The 26,896-nt window shown below is 39.6% G+C and carries 21 protein-coding genes; 10 read left to right on the forward strand and 11 right to left on the reverse strand.

Features of this window, described 5'->3' with window-relative positions; all coding sequences use genetic code 11:
• Positions 1-51 precede the first annotated feature (51 nt).
• Entirely contained in the window at positions 52-861 is an 810-nt protein-coding gene (locus tag ABMQ40_RS13595; RefSeq protein WP_370900506.1) for a glucose 1-dehydrogenase, read from the forward strand.
• A gap of 101 nt (positions 862-962) precedes the next feature.
• Positions 963-3,623, forward strand: a complete 2,661-nt coding sequence (locus tag ABMQ40_RS13600) for an MGH1-like glycoside hydrolase domain-containing protein (protein WP_370900508.1) — start codon at positions 963-965, stop codon at positions 3,621-3,623.
• Positions 3,624-3,675: 52 nt separating this feature from the next.
• On the opposite strand, the gene recO is transcribed toward ABMQ40_RS13600, so the two are convergent.
• From recO to ABMQ40_RS13620, 4 genes are read right to left on the reverse strand one after another with little or no spacing between them, the layout of a single operon-like run.
• Complete coding sequence (gene recO / locus ABMQ40_RS13605) at positions 3,676-4,362, reverse strand: DNA repair protein RecO (protein WP_370900510.1); 687 nt, start codon at positions 4,360-4,362, stop codon at positions 3,676-3,678.
• On the reverse strand, positions 4,362-6,629 hold the full coding sequence (porZ, locus tag ABMQ40_RS13610) for a type IX secretion system anionic LPS delivery protein PorZ (protein ID WP_370900512.1): 2,268 nt from the start codon (positions 6,627-6,629) through the stop codon (positions 4,362-4,364). Before porZ ends, recO begins: the two co-directional genes overlap by 1 nt.
• 1 nt (position 6,630) lies before the next feature.
• Positions 6,631-7,581 carry a bifunctional metallophosphatase/5'-nucleotidase gene (locus ABMQ40_RS13615; protein WP_370900514.1) on the reverse strand — a complete coding sequence of 317 codons (951 nt, stop codon included), beginning with the start codon at positions 7,579-7,581 and terminating at the stop codon, positions 6,631-6,633.
• Positions 7,581-8,339 carry a 5'-nucleotidase C-terminal domain-containing protein gene (locus ABMQ40_RS13620; RefSeq protein ID WP_370900516.1) on the reverse strand — a complete coding sequence of 253 codons (759 nt, stop codon included), beginning with the start codon at positions 8,337-8,339 and terminating at the stop codon, positions 7,581-7,583. The genes ABMQ40_RS13615 and ABMQ40_RS13620 overlap by 1 nt, the downstream gene beginning before the upstream one ends.
• 107 nt (positions 8,340-8,446) lie before the next feature.
• Here ABMQ40_RS13620 and dapA point away from each other — a divergent pair, with 107 nt between their 5' ends.
• The 4 genes from dapA to ABMQ40_RS13640 all read left to right on the forward strand — a co-directional run bounded on the left by dapA (position 8,447) and on the right by ABMQ40_RS13640 (position 11,243).
• A complete protein-coding gene (dapA, locus tag ABMQ40_RS13625; RefSeq protein WP_370900518.1) occupies positions 8,447-9,322 on the forward strand; it encodes a 4-hydroxy-tetrahydrodipicolinate synthase in 876 nt (291 codons plus the stop codon).
• Positions 9,323-9,420: 98 nt separating this feature from the next.
• Positions 9,421-9,924 carry a GNAT family N-acetyltransferase gene (locus tag ABMQ40_RS13630; protein WP_370900520.1) on the forward strand — a complete coding sequence of 168 codons (504 nt, stop codon included), beginning with the start codon at positions 9,421-9,423 and terminating at the stop codon, positions 9,922-9,924.
• A 295-nt stretch (positions 9,925-10,219) separates the two neighbouring features.
• A complete protein-coding gene (locus ABMQ40_RS13635; protein ID WP_370900522.1) occupies positions 10,220-10,801 on the forward strand; it encodes a helix-turn-helix domain-containing protein in 582 nt (193 codons plus the stop codon).
• Positions 10,794-11,243 carry a response regulator gene (locus ABMQ40_RS13640; RefSeq protein WP_370900524.1) on the forward strand — a complete coding sequence of 150 codons (450 nt, stop codon included), beginning with the start codon at positions 10,794-10,796 and terminating at the stop codon, positions 11,241-11,243. Before ABMQ40_RS13635 ends, ABMQ40_RS13640 begins: the two co-directional genes overlap by 8 nt.
• 553 nt (positions 11,244-11,796) lie before the next feature.
• Here the strand turns inward: ABMQ40_RS13640 and recG are convergent.
• The 6 genes from recG to ABMQ40_RS13670 form a co-directional block, all read right to left on the reverse strand.
• Positions 11,797-13,881, reverse strand: coding sequence for an ATP-dependent DNA helicase RecG (gene recG, locus ABMQ40_RS13645; RefSeq protein ID WP_370900526.1), 2,085 nt, complete (start codon positions 13,879-13,881; stop codon positions 11,797-11,799).
• A gap of 105 nt (positions 13,882-13,986) precedes the next feature.
• Positions 13,987-14,520: a thioredoxin family protein gene (locus ABMQ40_RS13650; RefSeq protein WP_370900528.1), complete on the reverse strand. Its 534-nt coding sequence runs from the start codon at positions 14,518-14,520 to the stop codon at positions 13,987-13,989.
• Positions 14,521-14,562: 42 nt separating this feature from the next.
• Complete coding sequence (locus ABMQ40_RS13655; protein WP_370900530.1) at positions 14,563-16,074, reverse strand: peptide MFS transporter; 1,512 nt, start codon at positions 16,072-16,074, stop codon at positions 14,563-14,565.
• Between the two features lie 109 nt (positions 16,075-16,183).
• Entirely contained in the window at positions 16,184-17,938 is a 1,755-nt protein-coding gene (locus tag ABMQ40_RS13660; protein ID WP_370900532.1) for a peptide MFS transporter, read from the reverse strand.
• A 133-nt stretch (positions 17,939-18,071) separates the two neighbouring features.
• On the reverse strand, positions 18,072-19,727 hold the full coding sequence (locus ABMQ40_RS13665; RefSeq protein WP_370900534.1) for a peptide MFS transporter: 1,656 nt from the start codon (positions 19,725-19,727) through the stop codon (positions 18,072-18,074).
• A 139-nt stretch (positions 19,728-19,866) separates the two neighbouring features.
• The gene (locus tag ABMQ40_RS13670; protein ID WP_370900536.1) at positions 19,867-21,996 is read right to left on the reverse strand and encodes a S9 family peptidase; all 2,130 of its coding nucleotides are present in this window, start codon (positions 21,994-21,996) and stop codon (positions 19,867-19,869) included.
• A gap of 165 nt (positions 21,997-22,161) precedes the next feature.
• On the opposite strand from ABMQ40_RS13670, the gene ABMQ40_RS13675 reads away from it, so the two are divergent.
• Together ABMQ40_RS13675 and ABMQ40_RS13680 are read left to right on the forward strand one after the other, a co-directional pair.
• The gene (locus tag ABMQ40_RS13675) at positions 22,162-22,635 is read left to right on the forward strand and encodes a hypothetical protein (protein ID WP_370900538.1); all 474 of its coding nucleotides are present in this window, start codon (positions 22,162-22,164) and stop codon (positions 22,633-22,635) included.
• Between the two features lie 10 nt (positions 22,636-22,645).
• Positions 22,646-22,834, forward strand: coding sequence for a DUF6496 domain-containing protein (locus ABMQ40_RS13680; protein ID WP_370900540.1), 189 nt, complete (start codon positions 22,646-22,648; stop codon positions 22,832-22,834).
• Between the two features lie 78 nt (positions 22,835-22,912).
• On the opposite strand, the gene glgP is transcribed toward ABMQ40_RS13680, so the two are convergent.
• On the reverse strand, positions 22,913-24,577 hold the full coding sequence (glgP, locus tag ABMQ40_RS13685) for an alpha-glucan family phosphorylase (protein WP_370900542.1): 1,665 nt from the start codon (positions 24,575-24,577) through the stop codon (positions 22,913-22,915).
• Positions 24,578-24,779: 202 nt separating this feature from the next.
• On the opposite strand from glgP, the gene ABMQ40_RS13690 reads away from it, so the two are divergent.
• Together ABMQ40_RS13690 and ABMQ40_RS13695 are read left to right on the forward strand one after the other, a co-directional pair.
• On the forward strand, positions 24,780-25,577 hold the full coding sequence (locus ABMQ40_RS13690; protein WP_370900544.1) for a hypothetical protein: 798 nt from the start codon (positions 24,780-24,782) through the stop codon (positions 25,575-25,577).
• A gap of 132 nt (positions 25,578-25,709) precedes the next feature.
• A partial coding sequence (locus ABMQ40_RS13695) for an FIDD domain-containing protein (protein WP_503128622.1) occupies positions 25,710-26,896 on the forward strand: 1,187 nt, incomplete at its 3' end.

A 26,896-nucleotide genomic window follows, 5' to 3' on the forward strand; every position in this document is an offset into this window, starting at 1 on the left:
AGTTTGGTGTGATACTTTCCTTTAATTTTGAATAACATCAAATAACAAATTATGGAAATATCACTTCATAACCAGGTAGCCATCGTTACCGGGGCTTCCAGTGGAATAGGTACAGGAATCGCAAAATCAATGGCTGTAGCAGGTGCCGCTGTTGTTGTTAATCATTCTTCTGAACGGTCTCTGAAAGAGGCTGAATCTGTTTTAAAAGAGATCACTGATGCAGGAGGAAAAGGGATCACCTATCAGTGTGATGTATCCAAAGAAGACCAGGTTGTGAAAATGTTCCGGGATGTAGTGAAAGAGTTCGGAACAGTAGACATTTTAGTGAATAATGCCGGAATCCAGAAAGATGCGAAATTCACTGAAATGACCCTGGACCAATGGAATGCCGTGATCGGGGTAAACCTTACCGGGCAGTTTCTCTGTGCCAGGGAAGCGATTAAAGAATTTCTCCGCCGGGGCATTGATCTTTCCCGTTCCGTAGCCTGCGGTAAAATTATCCATATCAGTTCAGTTCATGAGGTGATTCCCTGGGCGGGGCATGCCAATTATGCTTCCAGTAAAGGTGCTATCAGAATGCTGATGCAGACCCTGGCTCAGGAATACGGTGCTGATAAGATCCGTGTCAACTCAATATGCCCCGGAGCCATCCAGACCCCGATCAATACCAATGCATGGGATACCCCCGAAGCGCTCAGGTCGCTGCTTACCCTGATCCCTTACAACAGGATCGGAAAGCCGGAAGATATAGGAAATCTGGCCGTATTTTTAGCCAGTGATCTGTCAGACTACATTACCGGAGCCAGTATTTTCGTGGATGGTGGCATGACCACCTTTGAGAGTTTTTCAACTGGAGGATGATTGTAAGTTATGAGTGATGAGTGAGAAAAGCTTTCATGACTAGATCAACCCGCTTATAATAATATCTTATCTATAATTCATTAATTTTTTAATCAGTTCTTATGACCGAAAAGCAAAGACTTTCAGATATTTCATGGAAGAAGTGGGGGCCTTATGTCAGCAACCGTGAGTGGGGAGTGGTGCGGGAAGATTATAGTCCGGACGGAGATGCATGGAACTATACCAATCATGATATTGCCGAAGCGAAGACGTACAGATGGGGAGAAGAAGGGATCTGCGGGATTTGTGACGACCTGCAAAAACTGGTTTTTTCGGTAGGATTCTGGAATAAAAAGGATAAAATGGTGAAAGAACGTTTCTTTGGACTGTCGAATAACCAGGGGAACCACGGGGAAGATGTAAAGGAATATTTCTATTACCTGGATTCCACTCCCACGCATTCATACATGAAAATGCTCTATAAATATCCCCAGAATGCTTTTCCCTACGAAGATTTACTGAGAACCAATGCGGAAAGGAGCAAAAATGAGCCGGAATATGAGCTGATTGATACCGGTATTTTTGATGAAAATGAATACTTCGATATTTTTATAGAATATGCCAAAGAAAGCCCTAACGATATCCTGGTGAGGTTAACCGTGGTAAACAAAGCCGAGAAGGATGCACCGCTTGTTATACTTCCCACGGTCTGGTTCAGGAATACCTGGAACTGGGGATATGATGACTATAAGCCACAATTGAATTCCCAGGAGGCAAATAGCATTACGGTGGTACATAAAGACCTGGAAATAAAAAAAATATATGCCGGGCAGTCCTCAAAAGTATTGTTTTGTAACAACGAGACCAATAATGAAAAGCTGTACCAATCTCCCAATATAACGAAATATTGTAAAGATGGAATCAATGAATTTGTGGTGCATGGTAATTCGCAGGCGGTAAATCCTCAGGATATAGGGACAAAAGCTTCTTTTTTAATTGACGGGCAATTCAGGGCCGGGGAAACCAAGATTTTTGAATTCAGAATCTCGGATAAAGACCTCGCCCTGCCTTTTGAGGATTCAGATGCGATATTTGCTGCAAGAAGGCGTGAAGCAGATGAATTTTATGCGGAGCTTCAGAAAGGAATAAAAACGGAAGATGAAAAATTGGTTCAGAGACAGGCCTTCGCAGGGATGCTCTGGAACAAAATGTTTTATTGCTACAACGTTGAAAAATGGCTGAAAGGTGATCCTGCCGGAATAAAGCCGCCCGGATCAAGGGAGAGAATACGGAATTATGAATGGAAACACCTTAACAATGAGCATGTCATTTCCATGCCGGATAAATGGGAATACCCGTGGTATGCTACCTGGGATCTGACATTCCATGCAATAAGTTTCTCATTGATTGATCCGGAGTTTGCAAAACACCAGCTGAAACTTTTTCTGTTTGAGTGGTATATGCATCCGAACGGTCAGCTCCCTGCCTATGAATGGAATTTCAGCGATGTGAACCCTCCCGTGCATGCCTGGGCGGTTTTCAGGGTCTTTAAAATTGATGAATACTTTAAAAAGAAACCCGATCTGGAATTTCTGGAAAGCGCCTTTCAGAAACTGCTGATGAACTTTACCTGGTGGGTGAATAAAAAGGATAAGAACGGAAACAATATTTTTGAAGGAGGATTTCTGGGACTTGATAATATAGGGGTCTTCGACCGCAATTCTGCGCTTCCGGACGGGGAGCAGCTGGAACAGTCTGACGGAACAAGCTGGATGGCCATGTTTGCGCTGAACATGATGAGAATTGCCCTGGAACTGGCCCTCTATAATAATGTTTATGAAGAAATGGCTATGAAATTTTTCGAACATTTCCTTTCTATCGCCAATTCTCTGGATAATATGGGAGATGAAAATTTCAGTCTCTGGGATGAGGAGGATGAATTTTTTTATGACGCAATCGCATCCAGGGATGGAAACCATATGTATCTGAGGATAAGAACAATTGTTGGCCTGATCCCCATGTTTGCCGTAGAGGTGATAGATGATGAAATGATCGAGAAGCTTCCGAACTTCAAGAGAAGAATGAACTGGGTTCTTGAAAATAAGCCTGAATTGGCAGCTCTGGTTTCCCATTGGGAAGTAAAGGGAAAGGATTCCAAACATCTGCTGTCCCTGCTAAGAGGACACCGCCTGAAAAGATTGCTTCACAGAATGCTGAACCCTGATGAGTTTTTAAGCGATTACGGTGTCCGGGCCTTATCTAAAGAATATGAAAACACCCCTTATACCATAAAGCTGAATGAGACAGAATACTCCGTAAAATATACGCCGGCAGAGAGCGACAGCGGGCTGTTCGGGGGAAACAGTAATTGGCGGGGTCCCATATGGTTTCCGGTTAATTTCCTGATCATAGAAAGCTTGCAGAGATTTTTCTTTTATTATAGCCCGGATTTTTTGGTGGAATACCCTACAGGCAGCGGGAATTATTTGAACCTGGATCAGATCGCCGATGCTTTGAGCAAAAGACTGACCAGGATATTCCTGAAAGATGAGAATGGAAACCGTCCGTTCAACAGCCAGTATCCCAGATTCCAGACTGACCCCGACTTTAAGGACTATATTTTATTTTACGAATATTTCCATGGAGATAGCGGACGTGGGGTAGGAGCTTCCCATCAAACAGGCTGGACGGGACTGATAGCCAAAATACTTCAGCCAAGATTCTCCAAAAAAGAAATTGCCGAATCTGAAACCGAAATGCCGGAAGAAGAAAAGCAGGATTGAACAACCGCAAACTGTTAATCAGCAGATTTATTTCGCTGCTTTACTTTTGGATTTATTCAAAAATTTGTTGGATTACTTCCAATGAAGCCGGAATTTTGAAATCCGTGATATGGTAATGATAATACACCAAAAGACTGTCCAAAAAATCTTTTCTGAACGGCTGGTGAATCTTTACCTGATATGGATTTTCTGAAGAAATGATATTTTTCCAGATGTTCGAGATATCTTCGTTAAATAACTGATGCGTCAGCCCATGAGAGAAGGTTCCCGTTTCGGGGTCCAGATACTTTCCATTATTGATCAGCGGGGCAACGCCCTGAATTTTTAATAATTTAATTAAAAATATAAAATGAGACTGATAGTTATGCCGGCTGAGCTCGTCAATAAATTCCTCGATACCCCGGAATATATTAAGGTTTTTATTCTCCTGTTTCAGGACCTGGTTTAAAAAGTCCGAAATGAAAAAGACGACGGTATTGGTTTTAATATCCGTATAAATGTCATTATTTTTCACGAGTTCAAACTTGGAAACGGTTTGGATGCCGTTCCCTCTTACGGGATTCACGGAAAAGTTAAGTTTGCTCAAAGGGAGAAGCAATGCCTTTTTTTTATTCTTCCTGGAATAAAGCCCTTTGAGGAAATATGCCTGAAAGCCGTCCTCTTCCGTAAAACAATGCAGAACAGCATCATTTTCCCCGTATTTTATAAAAGAAAGTAAAAAACCGTTTTGTGAATTCATTAATTAACTACGGCTATTTTCGCGGTAGCTTTGTCAGAGCCGTCTTCATTGGTCATCAGGACAAAATAGATGCCTGAAGCCACCCGTTTACCCCTTTCATTGTTCAGATCCCATTCATAATAGCCTCCGCGGGCAACTGCTGAATGTACCACATTGCCGGCAGCATCCGTAATTCTGATATTCGTTTTTTCTGCCAGTCCTTTAATTGTCACTTTACCTTTAAAATTGGAATAGACAACAGGATTAGGGTAAACCAGAACATTCCCGAAGCCGGAAGTTACATCGGCAACATCACCCTGATAAGTGACGATTCCGTCATACGATACAAAATATACTTTTCCTGTCTTTCTGTCTACCTTAATGTCGGTAATACTGTTGGTAGGCAATGGTGAGTTTTCTTTTGTAAAATGTTTTATGGTTTGCTGGCCGTCTGAAGAGAGGTAATATACGCCACCGCCATCTACGGAAACCCATTTGTGATCTCCCGCATCTACTTCAATCTGTAGAATCTGCGCATCTCTGAAGAGCTCCTCGCCAAGTCCGTTTTGCTCGATAACTATAGGTTCCACCACAGCATTTGGATCTTTGATGGCATTTACGGCATTAGACAATACCCTGAGGCCGCTGTCCGTTCCTATCCATGCATCCCCGGATTTATCAATGGCCACGGAAACCGTTCCGTTTCCGTTTGCGGAAAAGCCGTTTGACTGGTTCAAAACATAAGTTTCATCATCCGAAACATTAGTGGGAGTATTTTTATAATCATAAGCCATGAAAGTATTGGTCCGTGGAAGCGGAACCCAAAGTAATCCTTCATAGAACAAGGGTTTTTGGGTTGTAATACTCACTCCCGTGTTTTTAATGACAAACTGATCGGCTGTTTTATCATAAGGGGCGATCACGGCATCGGTATTGGCACCGAAACCTGCGGAAGCATATAAGTTGTTCTGATCATCATAAACAAAGCCTACAGGCCTGAAATGAAAAGCATCCGGAGAGGCAAGATCATAATATTTTACGAAATCAAAATCCTTATTGGTGGGATTATAGGCCATCTTATAGATTCCGTGTCCGCTGGCATTGTTATAATTGGCAAAAAATACCTGGCTGGGATTGGCTGGGTCTGCAATAACGTCCAGTACATTGAATGTGGTAGTGTTCCCGATAAAATATGAGGGATAGATCCACTGCATGCCATTAAAGAAGTAAAAACCCGGATTTCTCGGATTGATGATCGGAGGATTAAACCTTCCGTCCCTTCCGCCGCTGGATACCAGGATCTGATTATCACCATACAGGCTTATTTTATAGGCATAATTGAAATAAGGGCCATCAGGCCTGAATACATTATTGTTTTCATCCTTGATTCCGGACAGTATGGTTCCTCCATAAGCCTTTCCACCCATGGTGACTGCCGTATTGCAATCTTCTCCGAAACTTACGGTGCCCGTATAATTTCCGTTGGTATTGAAAAGGTAAATTCTGCTTTGATCGGTTACGACAATATTATTGGCATTTACTACAACATCACGTACGTTGGTGAACGTTTGAGACAGGGGAGTTGCCGTACCATTATTGTAAATATAGACCGAGGTTGGTGATGAAAAGCTGAGTACAGGCTCGGAATCGATGTTTGTGAAAGTGCCGGGCATTTCTGTTGTCCAGGTGGAGAACACAGGGAAAGTAGTATTCATTTCATGGCTTTTCAGTCCCGTATTGGTTACTGAGAATACTTTATTGCCCACTATGGCAGCTTCATTGCTGGCTTCGTAAATACCGCCAGTCATAAAAAATGCGGAATCTCCGAACTCTTTTTTCTTCAGGTCAAAGATGGAAACCCCATATCCTACGGAAATCACCGCTTTGTCGCCGGTAATGGAAATATGATTAATTTTTTTGCTTCCGTTATAACCTGTTGCAATGGGAATATCCACAATATAGGTAATGCCGTCCGGGGTTATTACATCCATGGAACCGTTCTGGTATCCTACAAGTGCGGTCTTAGTTTGCGGATTATAATCAAAAGCGGATATCTTTACCTCATGCAAGCCGTTGGCTTTAGATAGCTTGGTAATCTCTCCGGTTGAAATGGTATAGTAGAAGACTCCGTTTTCTGCAGCTGCAACGAGCCTTCCGTTGTCCTCCTTCAAAGCCAGGACATTGTTATACGAAAAGAGGTCCGCCCATTTTTTTGAAGAGATGACCTGAGCATTAACCCATGACAGGGATGCTAAAATACCAAGAGAGATGAGAGATAATTTTTTCATATTATGCTGTTATGCTGCTATCGATTACCTGATTGTTCCAGGAAATATGCTGTACGTTTTTATTTGAGTCAAAAAAGAAATCTATTCTTCCCAGGAGGAGTCCGGCCCAGCCTACCTGGTTTACCAGTACATTTTTGCCCTGCCTGTTTTTGAAAATCTGGGGCTCCGGTAGAAAAGTATGGGTATGCCCACCCAGAATAATGTCAATATTCTCGGTACTGGCAGCCAGAATTTTATCACTTACCTTGCCGGGATCCTCTTTATAATCATATCCGATATGGGAAAGGCAGATGATAAGATCACACTTCTGATCCTTTTTCAGGAAATTGGAGTAATGCTGGGCGACATCCACGGGATCCGAATATACTGTTTCTCCGTATTGTTTTTTCCCGACAAGGCCTTCCAGCTGGATCCCTACACCAAAGATTCCCACTTTAATCCCGTTTTTATTAAAGACCTTATAAGGAGAGGTTTTTCCGTCAAGAACCGTATTTTTAAAATCATAGTTGGAACAGATAAACGGGAACTTCGCGTTCGGGAGCACTTTTAAAAATCCGTCCAGTCCGTTATCGAAATCGTGATTTCCCATAGTAGAGGCATCATACTTCATCATAGACATCAGTTTAAACTCCAGCTCACCTCCGAAAAAGTTAAAATAAGGTGTTCCCTGGAAAATATCCCCGGAATCAAGCAATAAAACATTTTTCTCCCGATCTCTGATTTGCTGGATCAGCGTTGCTCTTCTGGCAAAGCCTCCCTGATTAGGATTTTTTGTATAGCTGGAATCAAAAGGTTCTATTCTGCTGTGCTGGTCATTGGTATGAAGAATGGTCAGCTTATTTGTAGATTTCAGGATGTTGTGATGCAGTTCCTCCGCCATCATCAGATTAGGGGTTAAAGCCATGGCCAGGGTTCCGCCACCTACTGTTTTTAAAAAACTTTTTCTATCCATTACTTTTTACCAATAAAATTGAGTCGAACATCCGTATTTGGGGTTATCTCAGCGTTCTTTCTGAAATAATCAATGAATAAATCCCTTAGCTTGATTCCTGTGGAGATCAGCTCCCCTTTTGCAAAGAACTTCATGTTATCTCCGCCTAAAGCCAGATAGTCTGAAGTGGCGATATAATAATCCTGTCCGGGATTTACAGTTTTTCCGTTAATTAGGGTTTTGGTTATCTCTCCGTTGTTAGTTTCGATATATAGATGGGAAACAGGATTGTTGACCTGCGTTTTGGCGTAATAATCAAAAAGCCCCTGCAAATCTGTTCCTTTCATTTTTACAATGATCACTTCATTTTCGAAAGGCATTACCTCATAAACACTTTTAAGTAAAATATCACCTTTCCCGATGGTTGTCCGTATTCCTCCGATATTGATTAAAGCGGCATCAATATTTTTCTTCAGATTGGCTTTTGCCCACTCATTGGCTCCGTCGAAGGTATAGTCTGCTAAAAGATTTCCCAGATTGCTGTTGTCTCCCTGCTTCGTAAGATCTACACTGGTATGCGAGATTTTCTGGCTCATCTCCCGGTCCAGTTTCTGTTTATAAGGCTCAATCACCTTTATAAACTCCTGATCATCCTTCAGCTCTTTATTAATAGAAATATTTTCCCTGGTCTCTACATTGGCTACCTGCAAAGAGCCTGTTGTTTTACAGGCGGTAAGCGAGGCCAGAGCAATTCCTAATAATAAGAATCTATTTCTCATAATTTCTTTTAGTATATGCAAATATAATTATATGTATAATAAAACATTGTCATTTATTACAAATTCTTAGTCTAAATTATTAAATTTGACAAAAATAATTCTAACAGATGAGCATTTTAAAAGGAGTAGGTGTTGCGCTGGTGACGCCCTTTAATGAAGATTTATCCGTTGACTTCGACAGCCTGACCAGGCTTGTTGAATATAATATCGAAAACGGAACTGATTATTTAGTGGTACTGGGAACTACAGCAGAGGCTGCAACGCTTTCTGCAGAAGAGAAAAAACAGGTTACGGATCACATCATTAAGGTGAATAATAAGCGTCTTCCTCTGGTATTAGGAATCGGTGGTAACAATACTCTTGAAGTAAAAAAACAGATAGAAGAAGCAGATCTGTCAGCCTTCGAAGCGGTACTTTCTGTATCCCCTTATTATAATAAGCCTAATCAGGAAGGCCTTTATCAGCATTATAAAACTTTGGCCTCCACAGGTAAGAATATTATAATTTACAACGTTCCGTCAAGAACGGGACAAAACATTGAAGCAGATACAACCCTGCGTCTGGCAAAAGAATTTCCAAACCTGTTTTTAATTAAAGAAGCGGCACCTAATATTCTACAGTATTTTGACATCTTGAGAAAGAAACCTGAAGGGTTCTCTTTGGTTTCGGGAGATGATGAATATACATTACCGGTAACCCTGGCAGGAGGAGACGGAGTGATTTCCGTGATCGGGCAGGCCTATCCAAAAGAATTTTCCACCATGGTACAGCTGGCCTTTGAAGGAAAAGTGAAAGAAGCATATGAAATCCATAACAGACTTGTTGATATCACCCGTCTGATCTTTGCGGAAGGAAATCCTTGCGGAATCAAAGCTGTTTTAACGGAAATGGGAATCATTAAAAACTATCTGAGGCTGCCTTTGACACCTGCTTCAGACGGGCTTTATGCCAAAATAAAGGCGGAAATGGCGAACATCCGGTGATCAGCGGTAGCAACAGCTGGTAACAGTAAAATTCATCTATCAACATATGAAGTGAAGAGCTTACCGCTTTTCACTTTTTTTAATCATTAGGTCATATTATGAAACTGATAAAAGCAACAGAAAAAGATATTCCCCTCATTCAGGATCTGGCAAGAAAATCATGGGAAAATGCCTATGCGGAGATACTTTCAAAAGCTCAGAGGGAATATATGCTTATTACCATGTATTCCAGGGACGAAATTTCAAGTCATATGAAAAACCCGGATTATCATTATTATCTTATCCAGGATGAAAACCATCAGTCCTATGAAGGTTTCCTGGGATATGAAAATCATTATGAAGCCCGAACAACCAAGCTTCACCGCATTTATCTGATACCCGAGAGTAAAGGGAAAGGGCTGGGCAAAAAGGCATTGGAGTTTTTAAAAGAAAAGGCTTCGGAAAGCGGTGATGTAAGAATTATCCTGAATGTGAACAAATACAATTCTGCAAGGAAATTCTATGAGTCTCAGGGATATAGAGTATATGATGAAGGGATTTTTGATATTGGCAATAACTTTATCATGGATGACTATCTGATGGGACTTATATTTCACAAATGATTGACTTAAAATTTTGTAACATTTCAGTATAATTCTATAACGGGTGACCTACTTTTTTGTTACATCTTTGTGCCAGACCAAATCACTTTTATAAAAATACATTCATATGCTTGGTTTTAAGCTGTTTTAGCTTTTTATCAGTATATTTTTTTCATCCTTAGTGTTTAAATTCCTGTATTCAACAATGCAGGAATTTTTAGCTGTTAGAAAATATTTTAAAAAAAAGTCTTCCTAATTCACTTTTTAATGAAATAAAATATTATATTTACTAAAAATTTTTACACACTAACTTAGGATGAAATTGTATGTGAAATTTGATTTCAATGCTCTTTGTAAAAAAGTATTGGATGAAAAGCTAAAAGAACAGGGCTTGAAGTACCGGCTGCTGAATTTTGGGGAAGTTGAGTTTTATGAGTCATTTACCCAGGAGCAGCACAAGGCTTTCAAGAAAAACCTTGAAGATTATGGTATTGAAATCATAGAAAACCAAAAGACCACCTTGGTACAAAAGATCAAGGATGCTATTGTGGAGCTGGTTTTCTCTGATGAGGTTATTCCGGTAAAGGCTTCTATTTATATTGCTGAGAAACTCAACCACAGCTATGGGTATTTATCGAATCTGTTCTCGGAAGCGGCCCATATATCCATAGAGAATTTTATTATCCTGCAGAAGATTGAGCATGCCAAAGAGCTGATCATCAGAAACAGGCACAGTCTAACGGAAGTAGCCCAGAAACTTAATTATTCCAGTGTAGCTCATCTGAGTTCCCAGTTTAAAAATACAACGGGAATCACGCCTTCACAATTTCAAAAGATCGTTGCCAAAAGAAGGAAAGTGCAAAGTCTGGTAGTAAATTCTAAAATGGTATATGACTAGGGAGTATCTGAATGTTTTGCTTGCGGATTCAAATGAAGGAAATCTGGTATTGATTAAGAATATACTTCAAGACTTAAAAATAGAAATTAATGCGCGGGATTTTTACAATGGGAAAGATTTAATGGAATATCTGAACGGCAGAGAAACTATTGTTCCGGAAATTATTTTTATGAGCTACGACCTTCCTGGAAAGAATAGCCTGGAATGCCTGGATGCCATTAAGGCGGATCTGAGATTTTCCAATATCATTCTCCTTGTTTATTCCGAATTTCTGCCGGAAGAGCTGATAGAAGAGATCTTTATACGGGGTGCCAATATTTATATGAGAAAGCCGGATAACTATCAGGAGCTGAAAAAAGTAATATCTGAAGCCATAACCGTTAGCTGGCAATACCATACATCAGGCCTGAATAAGGATTATTTTATAATGAAAGTTAAATAAGATAGCCGGGTATTGTACTGTTGCAGGATACTCTTCAGTACATAATATTCACATGAAAGTGAAAATTATATAATTAATGATTAAAATAATATAAAAAAGAATTCAGACCATATCATCATTTTTGTAACATAAAACTTAAAAACACAAATTAAATATATTAAACAAGAATGAACAAAAAATAATTGTTTCAGTCTGGTAAAATTATAATCACAATGTTAGTTAAACAAAATGAATTATAATAATTTCCAATTAAAAAGCGTAGAAGATCTTTAAACAAACGGTACAATCATGAAAACTCATAGTAATTAGAGGAATTCACTTTACTAATCCTTTAATGAAAAACACAGTTAGTTTTTATAATAAGCAAGTTGGAAACATAATTCATTTTGTTTTTTATTTATATAGTAATTAAACTTCAAATAATATTAATATATCACCATTTCACAAAATATTAATCATGTTAAGCTTAAGCTATTAAACAGGAACAAAAGTAATTTCTTCTAAATAACAGTTTTATAAGGGGGCCGCGTAAAGATTTTCTTTTCGCGGTTTTTTATGAAATTTTACTCCATTTGTTTTTCCCTTTGTAATATTTCAGATAATAATTTTTGATAAGCTGATGATCAGGATTGCTTAGCAGGGGATCCGTTGTAAGTATTTTTTCTACGGTAGCCTTCGTTACTTTTATAATTGCTGAATCATATACAAGATCCAGCCTTTTGAAATCCACAACACCGCTCTGCTGGGTTCCCAGGATATCCCCGGGACCGCGCAGCTGCATGTCTACTTCCGAAATTTTGAAGCCGTCATTCGTTTCTGTCATTGTTTTAATACGTGTTCTGCTTTCTGAAGACAATTTATCGGAGGTCATAAGGATGCAATAGCTCTGTTCCGCCCCCCGTCCTACACGTCCACGCAGCTGATGGAGCTGTGACAGGCCGAACCTTTCGGCACTTTCAATAACCATAACTGACGCATTAGGTACATTCACACCCACTTCAATCACCGTTGTTGCAACCATGATCTCCGCTTTTCCGGAAGCAAAATAGTTCATGGCGGCATCTTTTTCATCCGGCTTCATCCTTCCGTGAAGCATGGTTACGTTATAATCAGAAAAAGCATTCATTATATGATCCAGGCCTTCCATCAGATTTTTATAATCTAAAGTTTCTGACTCTTCGATCAAAGGATACACAAAGTATACCTGCCTTCCTTTCCTGATCTCATCCCGGCAGAAGTTGTAAACAAATACCCGGTCTTTTTCCCTCCGGTGAGCGGTGATAACCGGCTTTCTTCCCACAGGCATTTCATCGATCACTGAAACATCGAGATCAGAGTAGAAGCTCATGGCCAGGGTTCTCGGGATGGGAGTGGCGGTCATTACCAGGATATGCGGCGGGATTCTGTTCTTCGCCCATAATTTTGCTCTTTGGGCAACGCCGAACCTATGCTGTTCATCAATAATAGCCAGGCCTAGATTTTTAAATTTAACCTTATCCTCCAAAACAGCATGGGTTCCTACGAGAATGGGAAGTTCACCACTTTCAAGCTCCTGATGAATGATTTTTCTTTCGGAGGCTTTGGTAGACCCTGTTAAAAGCCGGACAGCAATACCGGTTTCTTTTAATAAGTCTTTTATTCCGTTATAATGCTGTTGTGCCAGAATTTCCGTAGGTGCCATCATGCAGCTCTGGTATCCGTTATCCATGGCGATCAGCATGGTTAATAAGGCAACCATGGTCTTTCCGGAGCCTACGTCTCCCTGCAGGAGTCTGTTCATCTGTATCGGCTTTTTCATATCCTGCCGTATTTCCTTTAATACTCTTTTTTGTGCATTGGTAAGCTCAAACGGAAGATGGTTCTTATAAAATTCAGTAAAATGATCCCCCACAATAGGAAACGGATTTCCGTATGCCTGGGTTTTATGATGGAGCTTTTTCAAACCATAGCCCAGCTGGAAAAAGAAGGATTCTTCAAATTTCAACCTGTAATTGGCTTTTTCATAATGTTCCAGATCTTTCGGAAAGTGTATGTTCAGATAAGTGTGCTGTCTTGTCAGAAACTTGAATGCTTTCATCATATAGCCCGGAAGGTTTTCCTGGATCAGGTTAGGGATTTCCTTGCAGATATTCCTTATAATAGTCTGAAAGAATTTTTGGTTCAATCCCCTTTTGGTTAGCTTCTCCGAGCTCGGATAAATAGGCTTCAGCCTGTTGTCACTTTCTTTCTTTTCCTCAATTTCTATCTCGGGATGGGGCATGGAAAACTGTCCTTTGAAAAGATTCACTTTCCCGAAAATATAAATTTCCCGGTTTATGGGAAGCTGTTCTTTCATCCATTTGGAATACTGGAACCACACCAGATCTATCGTTCCTGTATCGTCATTGAATTTGGCGGAGAGCCGTTTGGTTTTTCCGGTCTGGATTTCCTGAAGCTGTGTGATCTTGCCCTTCAGCTGTATCTCAAGGTTGTTTTCCTGAAGCTGTGCTATTTTATATACCTTGTTTTTATCCAGATAACGGATGGGGTAGAAGTTCAAAAGATCTTCTACCGTAGAAATTCCCAGTACATTTTTGATCAGTTTGGCTTTTTCAGGACCTATGCCCTTAACGTATTCTATAGATGTTTCTAAAGTCATTATTCGGTAAAATTAACCTTATCCCGTATGGTAGAATGAATTTAAAGCTGAATTTAAAAAAATAATCTTTCACAAAAAAGACTCCTGTTCAGAGCCTTTATATATTTAATCTTTAATTTTAGATTTGAATCTTTTCTGGTAATCTTCCCATTGTTCTCTGGTCGTGATCTTTTTAAACCAGTCTTTGGAAATCAGTTCCAGATAAGGTTCCAGTTCTTTTGCAGAAAGTTCACCCTGTAAAATAGTGATCGGGTCACCTCTTTCATCCAGAAAAACAGTGCTTGGCACTGCCGCTACATTCATATACTGAGTGAATTCATGAAGCGAATGCCTGCCTTTTCCCTGCTCAGTGTTAAAATTCGAAAACGTTCTCCCATAGATCTCTACCGCTTTTTTTTCTTCGGCATCGAATTTTACGGGATAAAAGCTCTCATTGATAATTTCTGCAATGACGGGATGCCCGTAAGTTTTTTTATCCATAATCTTACAAGGGCCGCACCAGTCGGCATAGAAGTCAATCAATATCTTTTTCGGGGTCTGCTTCTGGGCTTTCAGGGCATCCTCAATGGTCATCCATTTTATCTGGGCGAAGCCGAAGCTAAGCCATAAGAGGCAGATTATGCTTATAATTTTCTTCATGACTTGGTATTTAGAGTAAAAATAAGCATAATTTGCTTATTTTTATTTGACGTCTTGCATTAATCTTTTCACATACGGGGATATCAAAATTAATATAATACCGGCAATTACAGCATATAATCCTAATTGTTTATATCCATCGGTATAAGTGATCAAAGCTTCATAATTGCTGGAATTTTCTTTTGTAGTAGCCATTCCTGCCCCAATAATTCCTGCTACGTATTGGCCATATGCGGATGCCAGGAACCACATTCCCATCATCACTCCCTGAAGTTTGTTGGTGGAAAGTTTCGTCATGATAGAAAGCCCGATGGGAGACAGGCACATCTCACCTAAGGTAATAACAAATAATGCGATCGTAAATATACTTAAAGAGGTGATCCCTAGACTATTGGCAAAATATCTTGTGGCAAAGATTACATAATATCCTAATCCCAGAAAGAGGAAGCCTAATCCGAATTTAATAATGGTATTCGGCTCAATTTTCCTGTTCCCAAGCCATATCCAAAGAAGCCCGAGAGGAACGGCCAATAAAAGGATAAAGAAAGCTCCGCCTGAATTATTCACGCCATTTGGGTTAAGGTTAAGCAAATCCCTGTTAAGGTTTTTGGCGGCAAAAATACTTAAAGAGCCTCCGCTTTGCTCGTAAATCCCCCAGAAAATAACGGAGAAAATAATAAAAACCAGGGCAGCTATTAATTTCTTTCTTTCGGCGGTAGTTACCTTGGACATTTCGTAGAAAAGGTAAAGCAGGGTTAAAGGGCCAACAGTATACATAAAATAATTGGTATACTGAGGAATGGAAACCATAGTCATGATCAAAGGGATGAAGATCAAAGTACCTACATACACTGCAATTTCCTGCCATTTTTTAATTTTTTTATGAGGTTCGTCAGACAGGGGATGTCCCGGTTGCAGACCTATGGGGCCCAGCTTTTTCTGGGTGAAGATAAAATTGATCAGACTGATCATCATAACAATGGCTGCCAGGCTGAATGCTATATTCCATGTCTTATCATGAGGGATAGAAGACGAAAACAGATCACCCTGTCCGATGGCCACGCACAGATAGCCTCCGAGAAGAGCTCCCAGATTGATGCCTGCATAAAATAATGTGAAGCCGGCATCGGTCCTGGTATCCCCGGATTTATAAAGCTTTCCTACCATGGTAGAGATATTGGGCTTGAAAAAGCCCGTTCCGATAATGGTAAATGATATCCCAAAAAAGAAATAATCATGAGGATTAAGGGAAAGAATAATGCTTCCGGCTATCATTAAAAGTCCTCCCCAGAAAAGAGATTTTCTAAAGCCCAGAATCTTGTCGGCGAACAGTCCTCCAATAAAGGTGAAGGCATAAACGAATGCCTGAGTGGCCCCATATTGAAGATTGGCTTTCTCTTCCCCAAATCCAAGCTGGGAAATCATGAATACGACAAGCATACCACGCATGCCGTAAAAGCAAAACCGTTCCCACATCTCAGAAAAAAAGAGGTTCCAGATCTGATTAGGATATTTTCCTTTAAAATTTTGTATTTCGTCTAAAGTCAAGCTCATAGCGATTGATGAATTAGTTTAATTAGCGTATATCGGGATTGATAAGAACATACGAAAATAAAAAAAACCTCTGACTTGGCAGAGGTTTTAATGTATTTATTGATGCGGATCAGCTTACGCCATGCATCATTTTCTTTAATAACGGGGAAATTAACGCCAGAATAACGGCAGCAATACCACAAAGAACCACGAATACCATGAAGAATTCAAACAGATTGTGGATTTCAAATCCTGCAAAGGTTGGGTTCTGTAATGGCAACTGTGCCTTTTCAAACGCTGTAACCTGGGCAGGTGTTAATGTTACTTTTTTGTCTAATACATCTTGTAGGTTTACTCCTATCTCTTGTGCTTTTTTAAATTTATCACCTGTAGCCGGAATAAGTGCTCCCAGTGAACCTGCTAGAGCATAACCTGCCGCGTTAGAAATAAAGAAAACACCATACAATAAGGAAGCAAATCTTTTTGGAGCTAGTTTACCAACCAATGATAAACCGATTGGTGATAAACAAAGCTCACCGCAGGTTTGGATAAAGTAAAGAAGCATTAGCCATTTGATGGCTAATAATCCAGAGTTTCCTAAATCTTTTACATTATGTGCGATAATAAAATAGCTTAAGGCTATTAAAGCCAGACCCATCGCTTGCTTCATCGGTGAAACTGGCTCTTTTCCTCTTGCCCTTAATTTATCCCAGGCCAAACTGAATGGTACAGCTAATAATACAACAAAGATTCCGTTGAAAATCTGAACCATTGAAGGTGGCATGTTCCATCCCAAAATATTTCTGTCAGTTTGGTTGTCCGCGATAAACGTTAATGAAGATCCTGCCTGTTCGAAAGCTGCCCAAAAGAAAATAATAAAGAAAGATACAATGTAAATAACCCAGATTCTTTGTTTTTCAATTTTGTTCTCTGCAGAGCTCATAATTAAGAAAGCCAAAGAAATACCAGCTGCATAGATGAAAGGGTAAATAATCCCTTTAATTAATTGTCCCATTTCCACAGAGTTAAACCCAAACTCTCCTACAAGTAAATACCTGAAAGCAAAGAATAGGACAACAAATAAGAAACCTGTAATACCCAGAGCCTTTCCTGAGAATTTAGCGGTCTGAGTTTCTCCTTCTTCAAAGTCCGCACTTGTATTATGTTTTGGCAGCCCACCGATAGGTCTTCCTTCCGGAGTTACTACATATTTGTTTTTGAGGATAAAGAAAGTTACGGTTCCGATAATCATGGCAATTGAAGCCGCTAAAAATCCCCATTTAAATGCAAAAATATCCCTTACTCCGGTTGTAGCGTCCTTTACATCTCCTAAGTAAGGACAAATAAATTGACCTAAAAATGCCCCAATATTAATTCCCATATAGAAAATCGTAAAGGCAGAGTCTAATTTTGATTTTTCTTGCTTTGGATAAAGGCTTCCAACCATGGAAGAGATATTCGGTTTGAAGAATCCGTTACCGAAAATGATAATGAACAAAGCCAGCCACATGATAAGTTTAGCACTGTCTAGGCTCGCAGAAAAAGTTGAAGCACTGATGAAAAGTAAAAATTGGCCAATTGCCATTAATGAACCTCCAATTAAAATCGCATTTCTGTTCCCAATATACTTATCTGAAATAAACCCTCCCAGAAGTGGAGTTAAATAACATAAAGCTAAGAATCCACCATAGATGATCGCAGCATCAGCTTCTTTAATTAATAAGGAATTAACCATAAAGAGCGTCAAGAGAGCCCTCATTCCATAAAAGTTAAAACGCTCCCACATTTCTGTTCCGAAAAGAACCCATAACCCTTTGGGATGTCTGGAACTCTTATTCTCTACAAATTCATCCGGTTTCGGACTTAATGCTTCAGTATTATCCATTCTATTGTTAATTTTTGTTAAGACTGACAAATATAGTTTTTTTTGTGTTTTCAGCAAGATTTTAATTTTATATTTAAAGAAAAAAGCTGCAGAATCATTCCGCAGCCCGATATTTTTCTAAAAAAGACCTAAATTAATGCCCTTTTTCTTTCATGATTCTATTTAACCTTTTTAACATGGAAAGTCCTAATAACGTTGCAAATATCAATAAAGCGAAATTTACAAGAAAATAATTCACTTTATTATCATAATTGTACCACGTACTGGCAAGGATCCCCGATAGCTTATTACCAACGGAATTGGCCAGGAAAAAGCCTCCCATCATTAAAGCTGTTATTCTTGCCGGAGAAAGTTTGGAAACAAAAGATAGCCCCATAGGAGACAGGCATAATTCTCCAACGGTAATAACCCCGTAACCGGCTACCAGCCACCACGGTGAAACCTTAACAGCACCGTTATCTCCTGCCATCACCGCAGCTACCATTACTAAACAGGATAATCCTGAAATGAACAATCCCAGAACGATTTTTGTGGGGGTAGAAGGCTCCTTTCCTTTCTTCCGCAGCATAGCCCAAAAGCCAACTACAACCGGCGTAAGAACAATTACCCAAAACGGATTGATTGATTGAAATAACTCTGTATTGTACAGATAAACCTGTTTCTCAGGATTTTTTTCCAGTTCAGCACGCTGTCCGGGAGCAATGTTTTTAAAATAAACATCTTTTCCTGTTTCCTTAATGATATTTCCGTCCTTATCCTTTTGAGACTGAAACTGATCGTCATATACGGGAACTTCTTTATCCAGGTAGCTTTTTCCGTCAACCATATAGATGCTTTCCAAAGGTTTTTCCACAGAAGCCGGAACGCTTCTGTCCGTATAATAATTTGCCCACCTGGTCAGAGCTGTTCCGTTCTGTTTGAAAACGGCCCAGAAGAACATACTGATCATAAATATCGAAAGCAGGGCGCCAATGGATGTTTTTTCCTCAGGCTTTGCTTTAAAATACAGGGAGACATAAAAATAAATGACCGGAATACAGGCAAAAATAAATGCATCCGTACTATCACTGCCAAAAATATTGGAAGGAATGAACCATCCTATCGCTCCGGCAATAATTGCAGGTAAAAATACTTTGATCAATATTTCTGAGAGCTTAGTATCACCTTCCTGTACCGGCTTCATTTGTGCGGCGTGAATATAGTGCTTGCGGCCTATTGTAAAAATAATAAGACCTATCAACATACCTACACCGGCGGTAATGAAGGCTTCTCCCCAGCCGAATTTATTACGCATGAAGGCTGCAATGATATTGCAGATAAATGCCCCGATGTTGATCCCCATATAAAAAATATTATATCCCGAGTCCTTATTTGCTTTATATGGCTCTTCAGAATAAAGGTTCCCAAGTAGAGTGGAGATAGTAGGTTTAAAGAAACCGTTTCCGATGATAATCAGAGCTAAAGAGGTATAAAATAAAGGTAAATCTTTGAAAATACCCAGTCCGATATATCCCGCAGCCATTAATATGCCTCCTAAATAGATGGACCTGATATAGCCTAAAACCCTGTCCGCCAGAAAGCCTCCGATAAAAGGTGTCAGGTAGGTAAGCGCGATGTAGGTTCCGAAAATATCATCGGCTGTTTTATCCGGAAGTCCCAGACCTCCTTTCAGGCCGCTGGGTTCAATAACGTAAAGTACAAAAATTCCGAGGATAAGATAATACCCGAAACGTTCCCACATTTCCGTGAAAAAGAGGAAAGGCAATCCTTTAGGATGTTTAGTTTTCATATGTTCAGATTTCGAATTTTCCAAAAATAGGTTTTTAATTTTAATTGGTAAAATGGTTGAACTCCGTTAATGCACGGATGAGGTCATAAAAAATCCCTTCCGGGTGTCGAAAGGGATTGATCCATATCTATTGAGGATTCTATAAATTCTCTAAAATGAAATCCGTCATTTTCTGGTATAGCTGGGGCCTTGTATATCCGCCGTAAATACCATGGTTCTTATCAGGATAAGCCATAAAATCAAATTGCTTCCTGTTTTGGATCAGAGCCTCGGAGAACTCCATGGAGTTTTGGAAATGAACATTGTCATCAGCTGTTCCGTGGATCAGCAAAAACTTTCCTTTCAATAAACCGGCATACTCGGTAGGTGAGTTTTTATCATATCCTTCAGGATTTTCCTGCGGAGTTCTTAAAAATCTTTCCGTATAAACGGTATCATAATACCTCCAGTTGGTAACCGGCGCCACGGCAATCCCGGCTTTAAAGACATCCGCACCTTTTGTCATGGCCAGGCTGGCCATATATCCTCCAAAACTCCAGCCGAAAATCCCGATCCTGTTTTTGTCTATATAAGATTGGTTGCCAAACCATTTTGCCGCTGTAATCTGGTCTTCAATCTCATATTTGCCCAGATTCATGTAAGTTACCTTTTTGAATTTGGAGCCTTTATAGCCGGTTCCCCTGCCATCCACGCAGGCCACAATATAACCTTTCTGTACCAGAAGGTTGAACCACAGGGTGTTTCCGTTATCCCATGAGTTGGAAACCTGTTGAGAGCCCGGGCCTGAATATTGGAACATAAACAGCGGATATTTTTTGTTCGGATCAAAATTTTTAGGCTTCATAATCCAGGCATTCATCTGATCTCCTGCTGTATTGGGAATTGTGAAAAATTCCTTATCAACAAAATTGTCTGCTTTCAGTTTCTGAAGCTGGTCATTATTATTTTGCAGTTCCTTCACTATTTTCCCGTTTCCGTCCTTCAAAACATAGGTGTAGGGTTTAGAGGCAGTAGAAGAAGTTTCGATGAAGTAATTGTAGTTTTTACTGAAGTTGGCGGAGTTATTCCCCTCTGTATTGGAAATCAGCTGAGATTTACCATTCTCAATGTTGACTTTGGAGACTACTTTGTTAACGCTTCCTTTTTCGGTGGTCTGGATATAAATTTCCTTGGATTTCGGGTTATAGCCGTAATAATCTGTCACTTCCCAGTTTCCTTTGGTAACCTGTTTTTTCAGCTTACCGTCTTTATCATACCAGTACAAATGCCGGTTACCGTCCCTTTCAGAGGCCCAAAGGAAAGAATCATCATCCAGAAATTCTATGGTAACATTATCCGTATCGATCCATTTGTCATCTGTTTCGGTAAATAGTTTTTGCACTGTCCCTGTCTTTGTGTTTACCTTCAAAATATCGGAAGCGTTCTGGATTCTTTCGGAGGTAATTAAAACCATTTCATCCGGTTTAGCGGTCCGGATGATATTCGGGATGTAATAATTCTTAAAAGAGTTCAGGTTCAATGGTATCGTTTTGCCTGCATCCAGACGGTACAGCTGTGCGGTGACCACAGAGTTTTTCTCTCCTGCTTTCGGGTATTTATAGCGCATTTCAGCAGGGTACAGGTTTTTACCGTAGATCGGGATATAAATTTCCGGAACCTCACTTTCGTCAAATTTTACAAACACGATGGCGTCAGAATTTTTTGTCCATTCATATTGCCTTGCATGGCCGAATTCTTCCTCATACACCCAGTCTGCCAAACCATTGATGATAGAGTTTTTCTTGCCATCATTGGTGATCTGTATGATCTTTCCGGAATTTAGATCCTGGTAATATAAATTGTTGTCTGCAACAAAAGCCGCCTTTGTGGCATCAGGGGAAAATCTCGGTTCCTGAACGGGTTTACCGTCATTCAGGCTGATCACTTTTCCGGATTTTAGATCTTTTACATCAAATTTTCCAAGGAAAGAATGCCTGTAGATCGGCTCGCTTTCCTTCAATAAAAGAATTTTAGATTCATCATCGGAAAACTCATAGCTTTCGAACTGTCCGTCAACAATATTTCCTTCTTTTTGAGAAGTTTTATAAGAGTATTTTGCAATTCCGGTAGGTTCAATGACCAGATAGTTCTCACCGTTTTTCATGGAAGTGATTCCTGCAATACCTTTTCCGAGGTAATATCCTGAATATATTTTATTAAAAGTAATCTCCTGTGCTGCCACGCCCTGAAAAGCTACAGCAACCGTAAGCGTTAGTAAGAATTTTTTCATTGTAAAAATCGAAGTTTCATAAGATGCCAAATATAGTGATTTTATAAAAAAGCCGGCAGAAAATGATCTGTATCCGGGCTGATTGAACGCTATTATTCTAATGTATAGTATTGTTTGGCAAAAAAATTGAATATATTATTTCAGAATCCGATTAAAGTAATAATTATGGAAACGAATGCATACAACCAAAAGCTGAACCGTTATGTTTTGAACGACCAGATTGTATATACAGGTTTTTCAAGTTTTAAAGATGCAGAAGAATATGCGCAAAAGAAAGGGGGAAAATTGGTGGAAGTAGCTTTTAAAGGTGGAAATGATAATCCCGAAATTACAGATGAAGCCAACCTGTTTGAAAAAAAACTTCATTACTATGTGTATGCAGGTGATGAATACAAGTTCATCCATTCCTCTGATCCGGGTTTCAGGAAATATGCGGATGAATTGCAGAAAATAAAAGCAAAACTAAGGCAGGATGCACCGGATGAAAGATATCTGGCCAACTTTGAGATTGAGAATGCAGAAGACCCGATCATTGTGATCAAAAACGACCGCTTTGAATCGGTAACTTCCAGAGAGCGCTCCAAATATCTGAAGCACGCTCAAGTTTATGAAATAGGGGTGTCCCTACAGAAATCTTAAAAAAAGTATTATGAGCAAGACAAAATATTCAGAAAAAGCTCAGGACAAAGTAGGAAAAGTAATGCATGAATTCAAGGAAGGGAAGCTTAAGTCCTCTTCCGGAAAGAAAGTGACAAGCAGGAAACAGGCAGTAGCCATTGGTATTTCTGAAGCCAGAGAAAAAGGTTTAAAGGTACCGAAAAAGAAAAAGGATAATTAACAATAAAGCGGCCTGAAATTTTTCAGGCCGCTTTATTGTAGGCAGGTCAGTGACCGTATTGCCATTATTCTTTAAAAGTTATTGCTGATAATTATAAAGATTCTTGTAATATTCATCAGCCATTCTGTCGCTGTTAAACTGATCTTTTACATCGTTCATTGAATTGTACTGGATCTTTCTCCATTTTTCGGGATGATCGTAATATGTAGGGAGAATTTCGTTTTCCAGGATCTCGTATAATTGGTTCAGGTCATAATTATCCTGTTCATAGATGCTCATGTGCATGTAATCCCCTTTCGGGACCACAAAAGAATTTTCTCCGTGTTTGGCAAATTCAGGGACCCATCCGTCATCCGTAGAGAGATTTATGGAGCCGTTCATGGCGGCGGTCATACCTGAGGTTCCCGATGCCTCTCTCGGCACTCTGGGATTATTCAGCCATAAATCAGAACCCTGCTTTAGCAATTTGCTCAAGGCAAGCTCATATCCGGTTAAAACGGCCATGCTTTTATGGTTTTTGCTTTCCTCAACCAGGGAATTGAAGGTGGAAATTGCCGAATAGTCCATCGGGTAAGGCTTTCCAGCCCAGATGATCTGTACAGGGTATTTGGGGTTGTTCAGCAATCTGTAAAACCTTTCCTTATCATGCAGTAAAAGGTCCGCACGTTTATAGCTGGCGAATCTTCTTGCCCATACAATCGTGAAAACATTTGGATTGAACAGATTTCCTGTCTGGTCTGCCACAACTTTAAAAAGCCTTTTCTTCAGATGCTTCTTCCGGTAATCAAAAACCGTTTCGTCATTTTCATCTTTGGCATTATAGAGAGGTTTATCCGCCCAATATTTAAATTCCTGTGCATTAGTGATGGACGTGATTTCGCAGATTCCGGGATATTTGCTCCATATGGCTCTGGAAACAACGCCGTGAAGCTGGGAAACCCCATTGGCTATCTTAGCCATTTTAAGTGCGCATAATGAATGGTTGAAGCGGTCATCATCCGATCCTTCGATACTTTTAACATCTTCCATGCTGAAGTCTGAAAAGTAGGACATATCATAGCATAGCCTCAGGTTGTGCTTTTCATTTCCGGCTTCTTCCGGGGTATGTGTGGTGAAGACAAGCTTTTCCTTCACTCTGTTTAAATTACCGTCGTACTTTTTTAGCAGATGGAATGCTGCCGGAAGACCGTGAGCCTCGTTAAGGTGGTAGATATCCCTCTCCAGATTCATCTCATCGAGCAGCTTTGCGCCTCCTTTCCCCAGTAAGATGTATTGTGCCAGTTTTGTAGCCTCATTGGCATCATATAACTTATGGCAGATGGTCTTTGAAACATGATCGTTTTCAGGAACATCGGTCGAAAGAAAAAACAAAGGAGCAGTATGGAATATCTCAGGATCCAGGTACCATACCTTTACCCATACCGGTGCACTGTGAATCTCGATCTGAAATTTTATGCCCGTATCTTCAAGGAAACTGTATATTTTTCTGGTCCACACCGGTTGTAAGGTCTGATCGTGATTCCTCGCCTGATCATAATAGCCGAATTTCCATAAGATACCAATACCTATAAGGTCCTGCTTCAGATTATAGGCACTTCTCATATGGGACCCTGCTAAAAAGCCAAGCCCCCCGGAATATATTTTTAAAACCTGTTCAATGGCAAATTCCATTGAGAAATAGGCAACTTTTTTGGAATATTGGGGATTAACGCTATAAGGTATTTTAAAATTTTTAAAATCCATCAGTCACAGTTTTATATTAGAGGGGCAAAGGTATTAATTATGAAAATAAACTTTACATTAATTATTTGATAAATTAATTTTAAAACTGGGCATTGAATTGTTTTTTTACTTAACTTTAAGTATAAATTTTTGATAATCAAAAGCTTCATGATATGAAACCGTAGGTTTCATGTGTATTTGGGGATAAATAAAAAGTAAGCACATGAAAAAGGCATTTTCTGATGAAGATTTAATCAAGAATCTAAGTTTATATTACCTCAACCGGCACCTGAAAAAAAAGCCGATAGAAAAGTATCACCGTAAAATAGATGAGTCTTCCCTTCATGACCGTGAAAAGTATAAGAAGAAGTCTGAAATTTTACTGCTTAATTCCTTTATGCATCATTTTCCGGATGTTAAATTTGAAGACCTTACCTGCGAGAGCCCGGACTTTATCGCCAAATTCAACGACAAAAAAATAGGAATAGAGCTTACTGAGGTTATCAATCATCTCGAAATGAAGAAAGTTGAAAGTAATTTAAATAAAATTTTCCGTCAGGCTGAAATATTATTGGAACAAGAAGACACTACGAGATATCGTGGTGTTTATTTTTTGGAATTTCACTCCAATCTTAAGTTAGATAATCCGGAAAAACAGCAGGAAACCATTCTTTCCATTTATAAAAGCATTAAAAAAAATAAGCCTGTAGGGCATGTGAAAAGTCTCAGGAAATCTTTTCATCGCAGAAATGTTTTTATTACACATGAATATAACATGAATCTTTTTGATGAGCTTTGCTCGGAGAAGATCCTGGAACTGATCGAAAAGAAAAATGAAAAGTTCCCGTATTATGATACGTCTGTGGATGAATGCTGGCTGGTGATTGTTTCGGATATGAATTCCATTGCTTCCCGGTATACCTTTATTCAGGATAAGGAACATCTGAAAGAGGTAAAAAGTCCTTTTCATAAAATTTTTCACATTGAGAATCTTTGTGGAAATATTACGAGTATAAAGTAATTATTGTTAAAAATTCATTGTATTGGCTTTTTTATTGAATTTATTTTTTCAAATTTGTTATTATTGATGTAAAATGCTTATATTTGGTAGGTGCAGTTTTACATCACTTATTTAATAACCAATTGAAAAAATATGAGAAAAAGTTTACTGTTTTTCTGTTTATTGATATCACAATTATTTTTTTCACAGGCAGATTGCTCTACTGCGCTTCAGGTTTGCGGAAATTCAAATATCACTTATGCTCCTACGGGAATTGGTGCCGTTAATGAAAATTTAGGAGGATGCCTGATAACAGGTGAGCATAATTCCATATGGTACAGAATTACCATTGCCAGTAGCGGAACGCTTACTTTCGATCTTGTTCCCACAGATCCTGATGCGGATTATGACTGGGCAATTTATGGACCTAATGTATCCTGTGGAAGTTTAGGATCACCGATACGTTGTAATGCCGCCACAGTTATTGGGGTAGGAGCATCAACGGGATTAAATATGACCAGCACCATTACCAGTGCAGCCGGAGGTTCGCTTACCCCTTATTGTAAATATATGGATGTTCTGGCAGGCGAGACTTATTATTTATATATCGATAACTGGGTAGGAGCCGGCAGCAATACCATGGCCCCGTTCTCCCTGACCTGGGGAGGAACCGCAACATTGGCTTCACCATTCACAGATCCCAATATACAGATCCATCCGTTTAATCCGCCCGGAATCCCTGCGGCCAACCCAACGGATCCGAGAGAAGTAATCATATGTGAAGACCCCACCATTTTTGATTTCAATACCTTATCAGCAGGTATTTTAAACGGAAATCCGAATTTCCTGGTAAGCTATCACACCTCTTCCAATGATGCCCTTTCAGGGATAAATCCCATTCTGACACCTCAAACAGTAAGTACTACCGCTATCTATTACTACAGCATACATTACCTGGATCCCACGAATCCCAACAATCCTATCAATTCATGCAGGCAGGTAGGGCCTTTTAAATTTAAACAGGGAAATATTACAGGAACCGATGTCGTCCTTTACAGCTGTAATAATAACAATGACGGGGTAGCGACGTTTGATCTCACATCGGCAGGCGTCTTTTCTGACCCTACTGCTACCAAAAAGTATTATAATACTATGGCGGACCTTAATGCAGGAGTTAATGAAATTACGAATCCTACAACATTCGTATCCGCTGAAGGCACGGTTTATGTAAAAATCACTTCCCAGTATGGATGTACGGCAACAGCGAAAATCTCTCTGAAATTTTATCCTGTTGTTACGGTAACGGAAGCTACATTAAGATCCTGCTTTATTGAGTCTAA

Source organism: Chryseobacterium gossypii, from assembly GCF_041361455.1.
Taxonomy (GTDB): Bacteria; Bacteroidota; Bacteroidia; order Flavobacteriales; family Weeksellaceae; genus Chryseobacterium; species Chryseobacterium gossypii.

Excerpts from the sequence above, each read along its gene's own strand:
- ABMQ40_RS13595 (WP_370900506.1), top strand. The coding sequence starts at position 52 with ATGGAAATATCACTTCATAACCAGGTAGCCATCGTTACCGGGGCTTCC.
- ABMQ40_RS13600 (WP_370900508.1), top strand. The coding sequence starts at position 963 with ATGACCGAAAAGCAAAGACTTTCAGATATTTCATGGAAGAAGTGGGGG.
- recO (WP_370900510.1), bottom strand. The coding sequence starts at position 4,362 with ATGAATTCACAAAACGGTTTTTTACTTTCTTTTATAAAATACGGGGAA.
- porZ (WP_370900512.1), bottom strand. The coding sequence starts at position 6,629 with ATGAAAAAATTATCTCTCATCTCTCTTGGTATTTTAGCATCCCTGTCA.
- ABMQ40_RS13615 (WP_370900514.1), bottom strand. The coding sequence starts at position 7,581 with ATGGATAGAAAAAGTTTTTTAAAAACAGTAGGTGGCGGAACCCTGGCC.
- ABMQ40_RS13620 (WP_370900516.1), bottom strand. The coding sequence starts at position 8,339 with ATGAGAAATAGATTCTTATTATTAGGAATTGCTCTGGCCTCGCTTACC.
- dapA (WP_370900518.1), top strand. The coding sequence starts at position 8,447 with ATGAGCATTTTAAAAGGAGTAGGTGTTGCGCTGGTGACGCCCTTTAAT.
- ABMQ40_RS13630 (WP_370900520.1), top strand. The coding sequence starts at position 9,421 with ATGAAACTGATAAAAGCAACAGAAAAAGATATTCCCCTCATTCAGGAT.
- ABMQ40_RS13635 (WP_370900522.1), top strand. The coding sequence starts at position 10,220 with ATGAAATTGTATGTGAAATTTGATTTCAATGCTCTTTGTAAAAAAGTA.
- ABMQ40_RS13640 (WP_370900524.1), top strand. The coding sequence starts at position 10,794 with ATGACTAGGGAGTATCTGAATGTTTTGCTTGCGGATTCAAATGAAGGA.
- recG (WP_370900526.1), bottom strand. The coding sequence starts at position 13,881 with ATGACTTTAGAAACATCTATAGAATACGTTAAGGGCATAGGTCCTGAA.
- ABMQ40_RS13650 (WP_370900528.1), bottom strand. The coding sequence starts at position 14,520 with ATGAAGAAAATTATAAGCATAATCTGCCTCTTATGGCTTAGCTTCGGC.
- ABMQ40_RS13655 (WP_370900530.1), bottom strand. The coding sequence starts at position 16,074 with ATGAGCTTGACTTTAGACGAAATACAAAATTTTAAAGGAAAATATCCT.
- ABMQ40_RS13660 (WP_370900532.1), bottom strand. The coding sequence starts at position 17,938 with ATGGATAATACTGAAGCATTAAGTCCGAAACCGGATGAATTTGTAGAG.
- ABMQ40_RS13665 (WP_370900534.1), bottom strand. The coding sequence starts at position 19,727 with ATGAAAACTAAACATCCTAAAGGATTGCCTTTCCTCTTTTTCACGGAA.
- ABMQ40_RS13670 (WP_370900536.1), bottom strand. The coding sequence starts at position 21,996 with ATGAAAAAATTCTTACTAACGCTTACGGTTGCTGTAGCTTTTCAGGGC.
- ABMQ40_RS13675 (WP_370900538.1), top strand. The coding sequence starts at position 22,162 with ATGGAAACGAATGCATACAACCAAAAGCTGAACCGTTATGTTTTGAAC.
- ABMQ40_RS13680 (WP_370900540.1), top strand. The coding sequence starts at position 22,646 with ATGAGCAAGACAAAATATTCAGAAAAAGCTCAGGACAAAGTAGGAAAA.
- glgP (WP_370900542.1), bottom strand. The coding sequence starts at position 24,577 with ATGGATTTTAAAAATTTTAAAATACCTTATAGCGTTAATCCCCAATAT.
- ABMQ40_RS13690 (WP_370900544.1), top strand. The coding sequence starts at position 24,780 with ATGAAAAAGGCATTTTCTGATGAAGATTTAATCAAGAATCTAAGTTTA.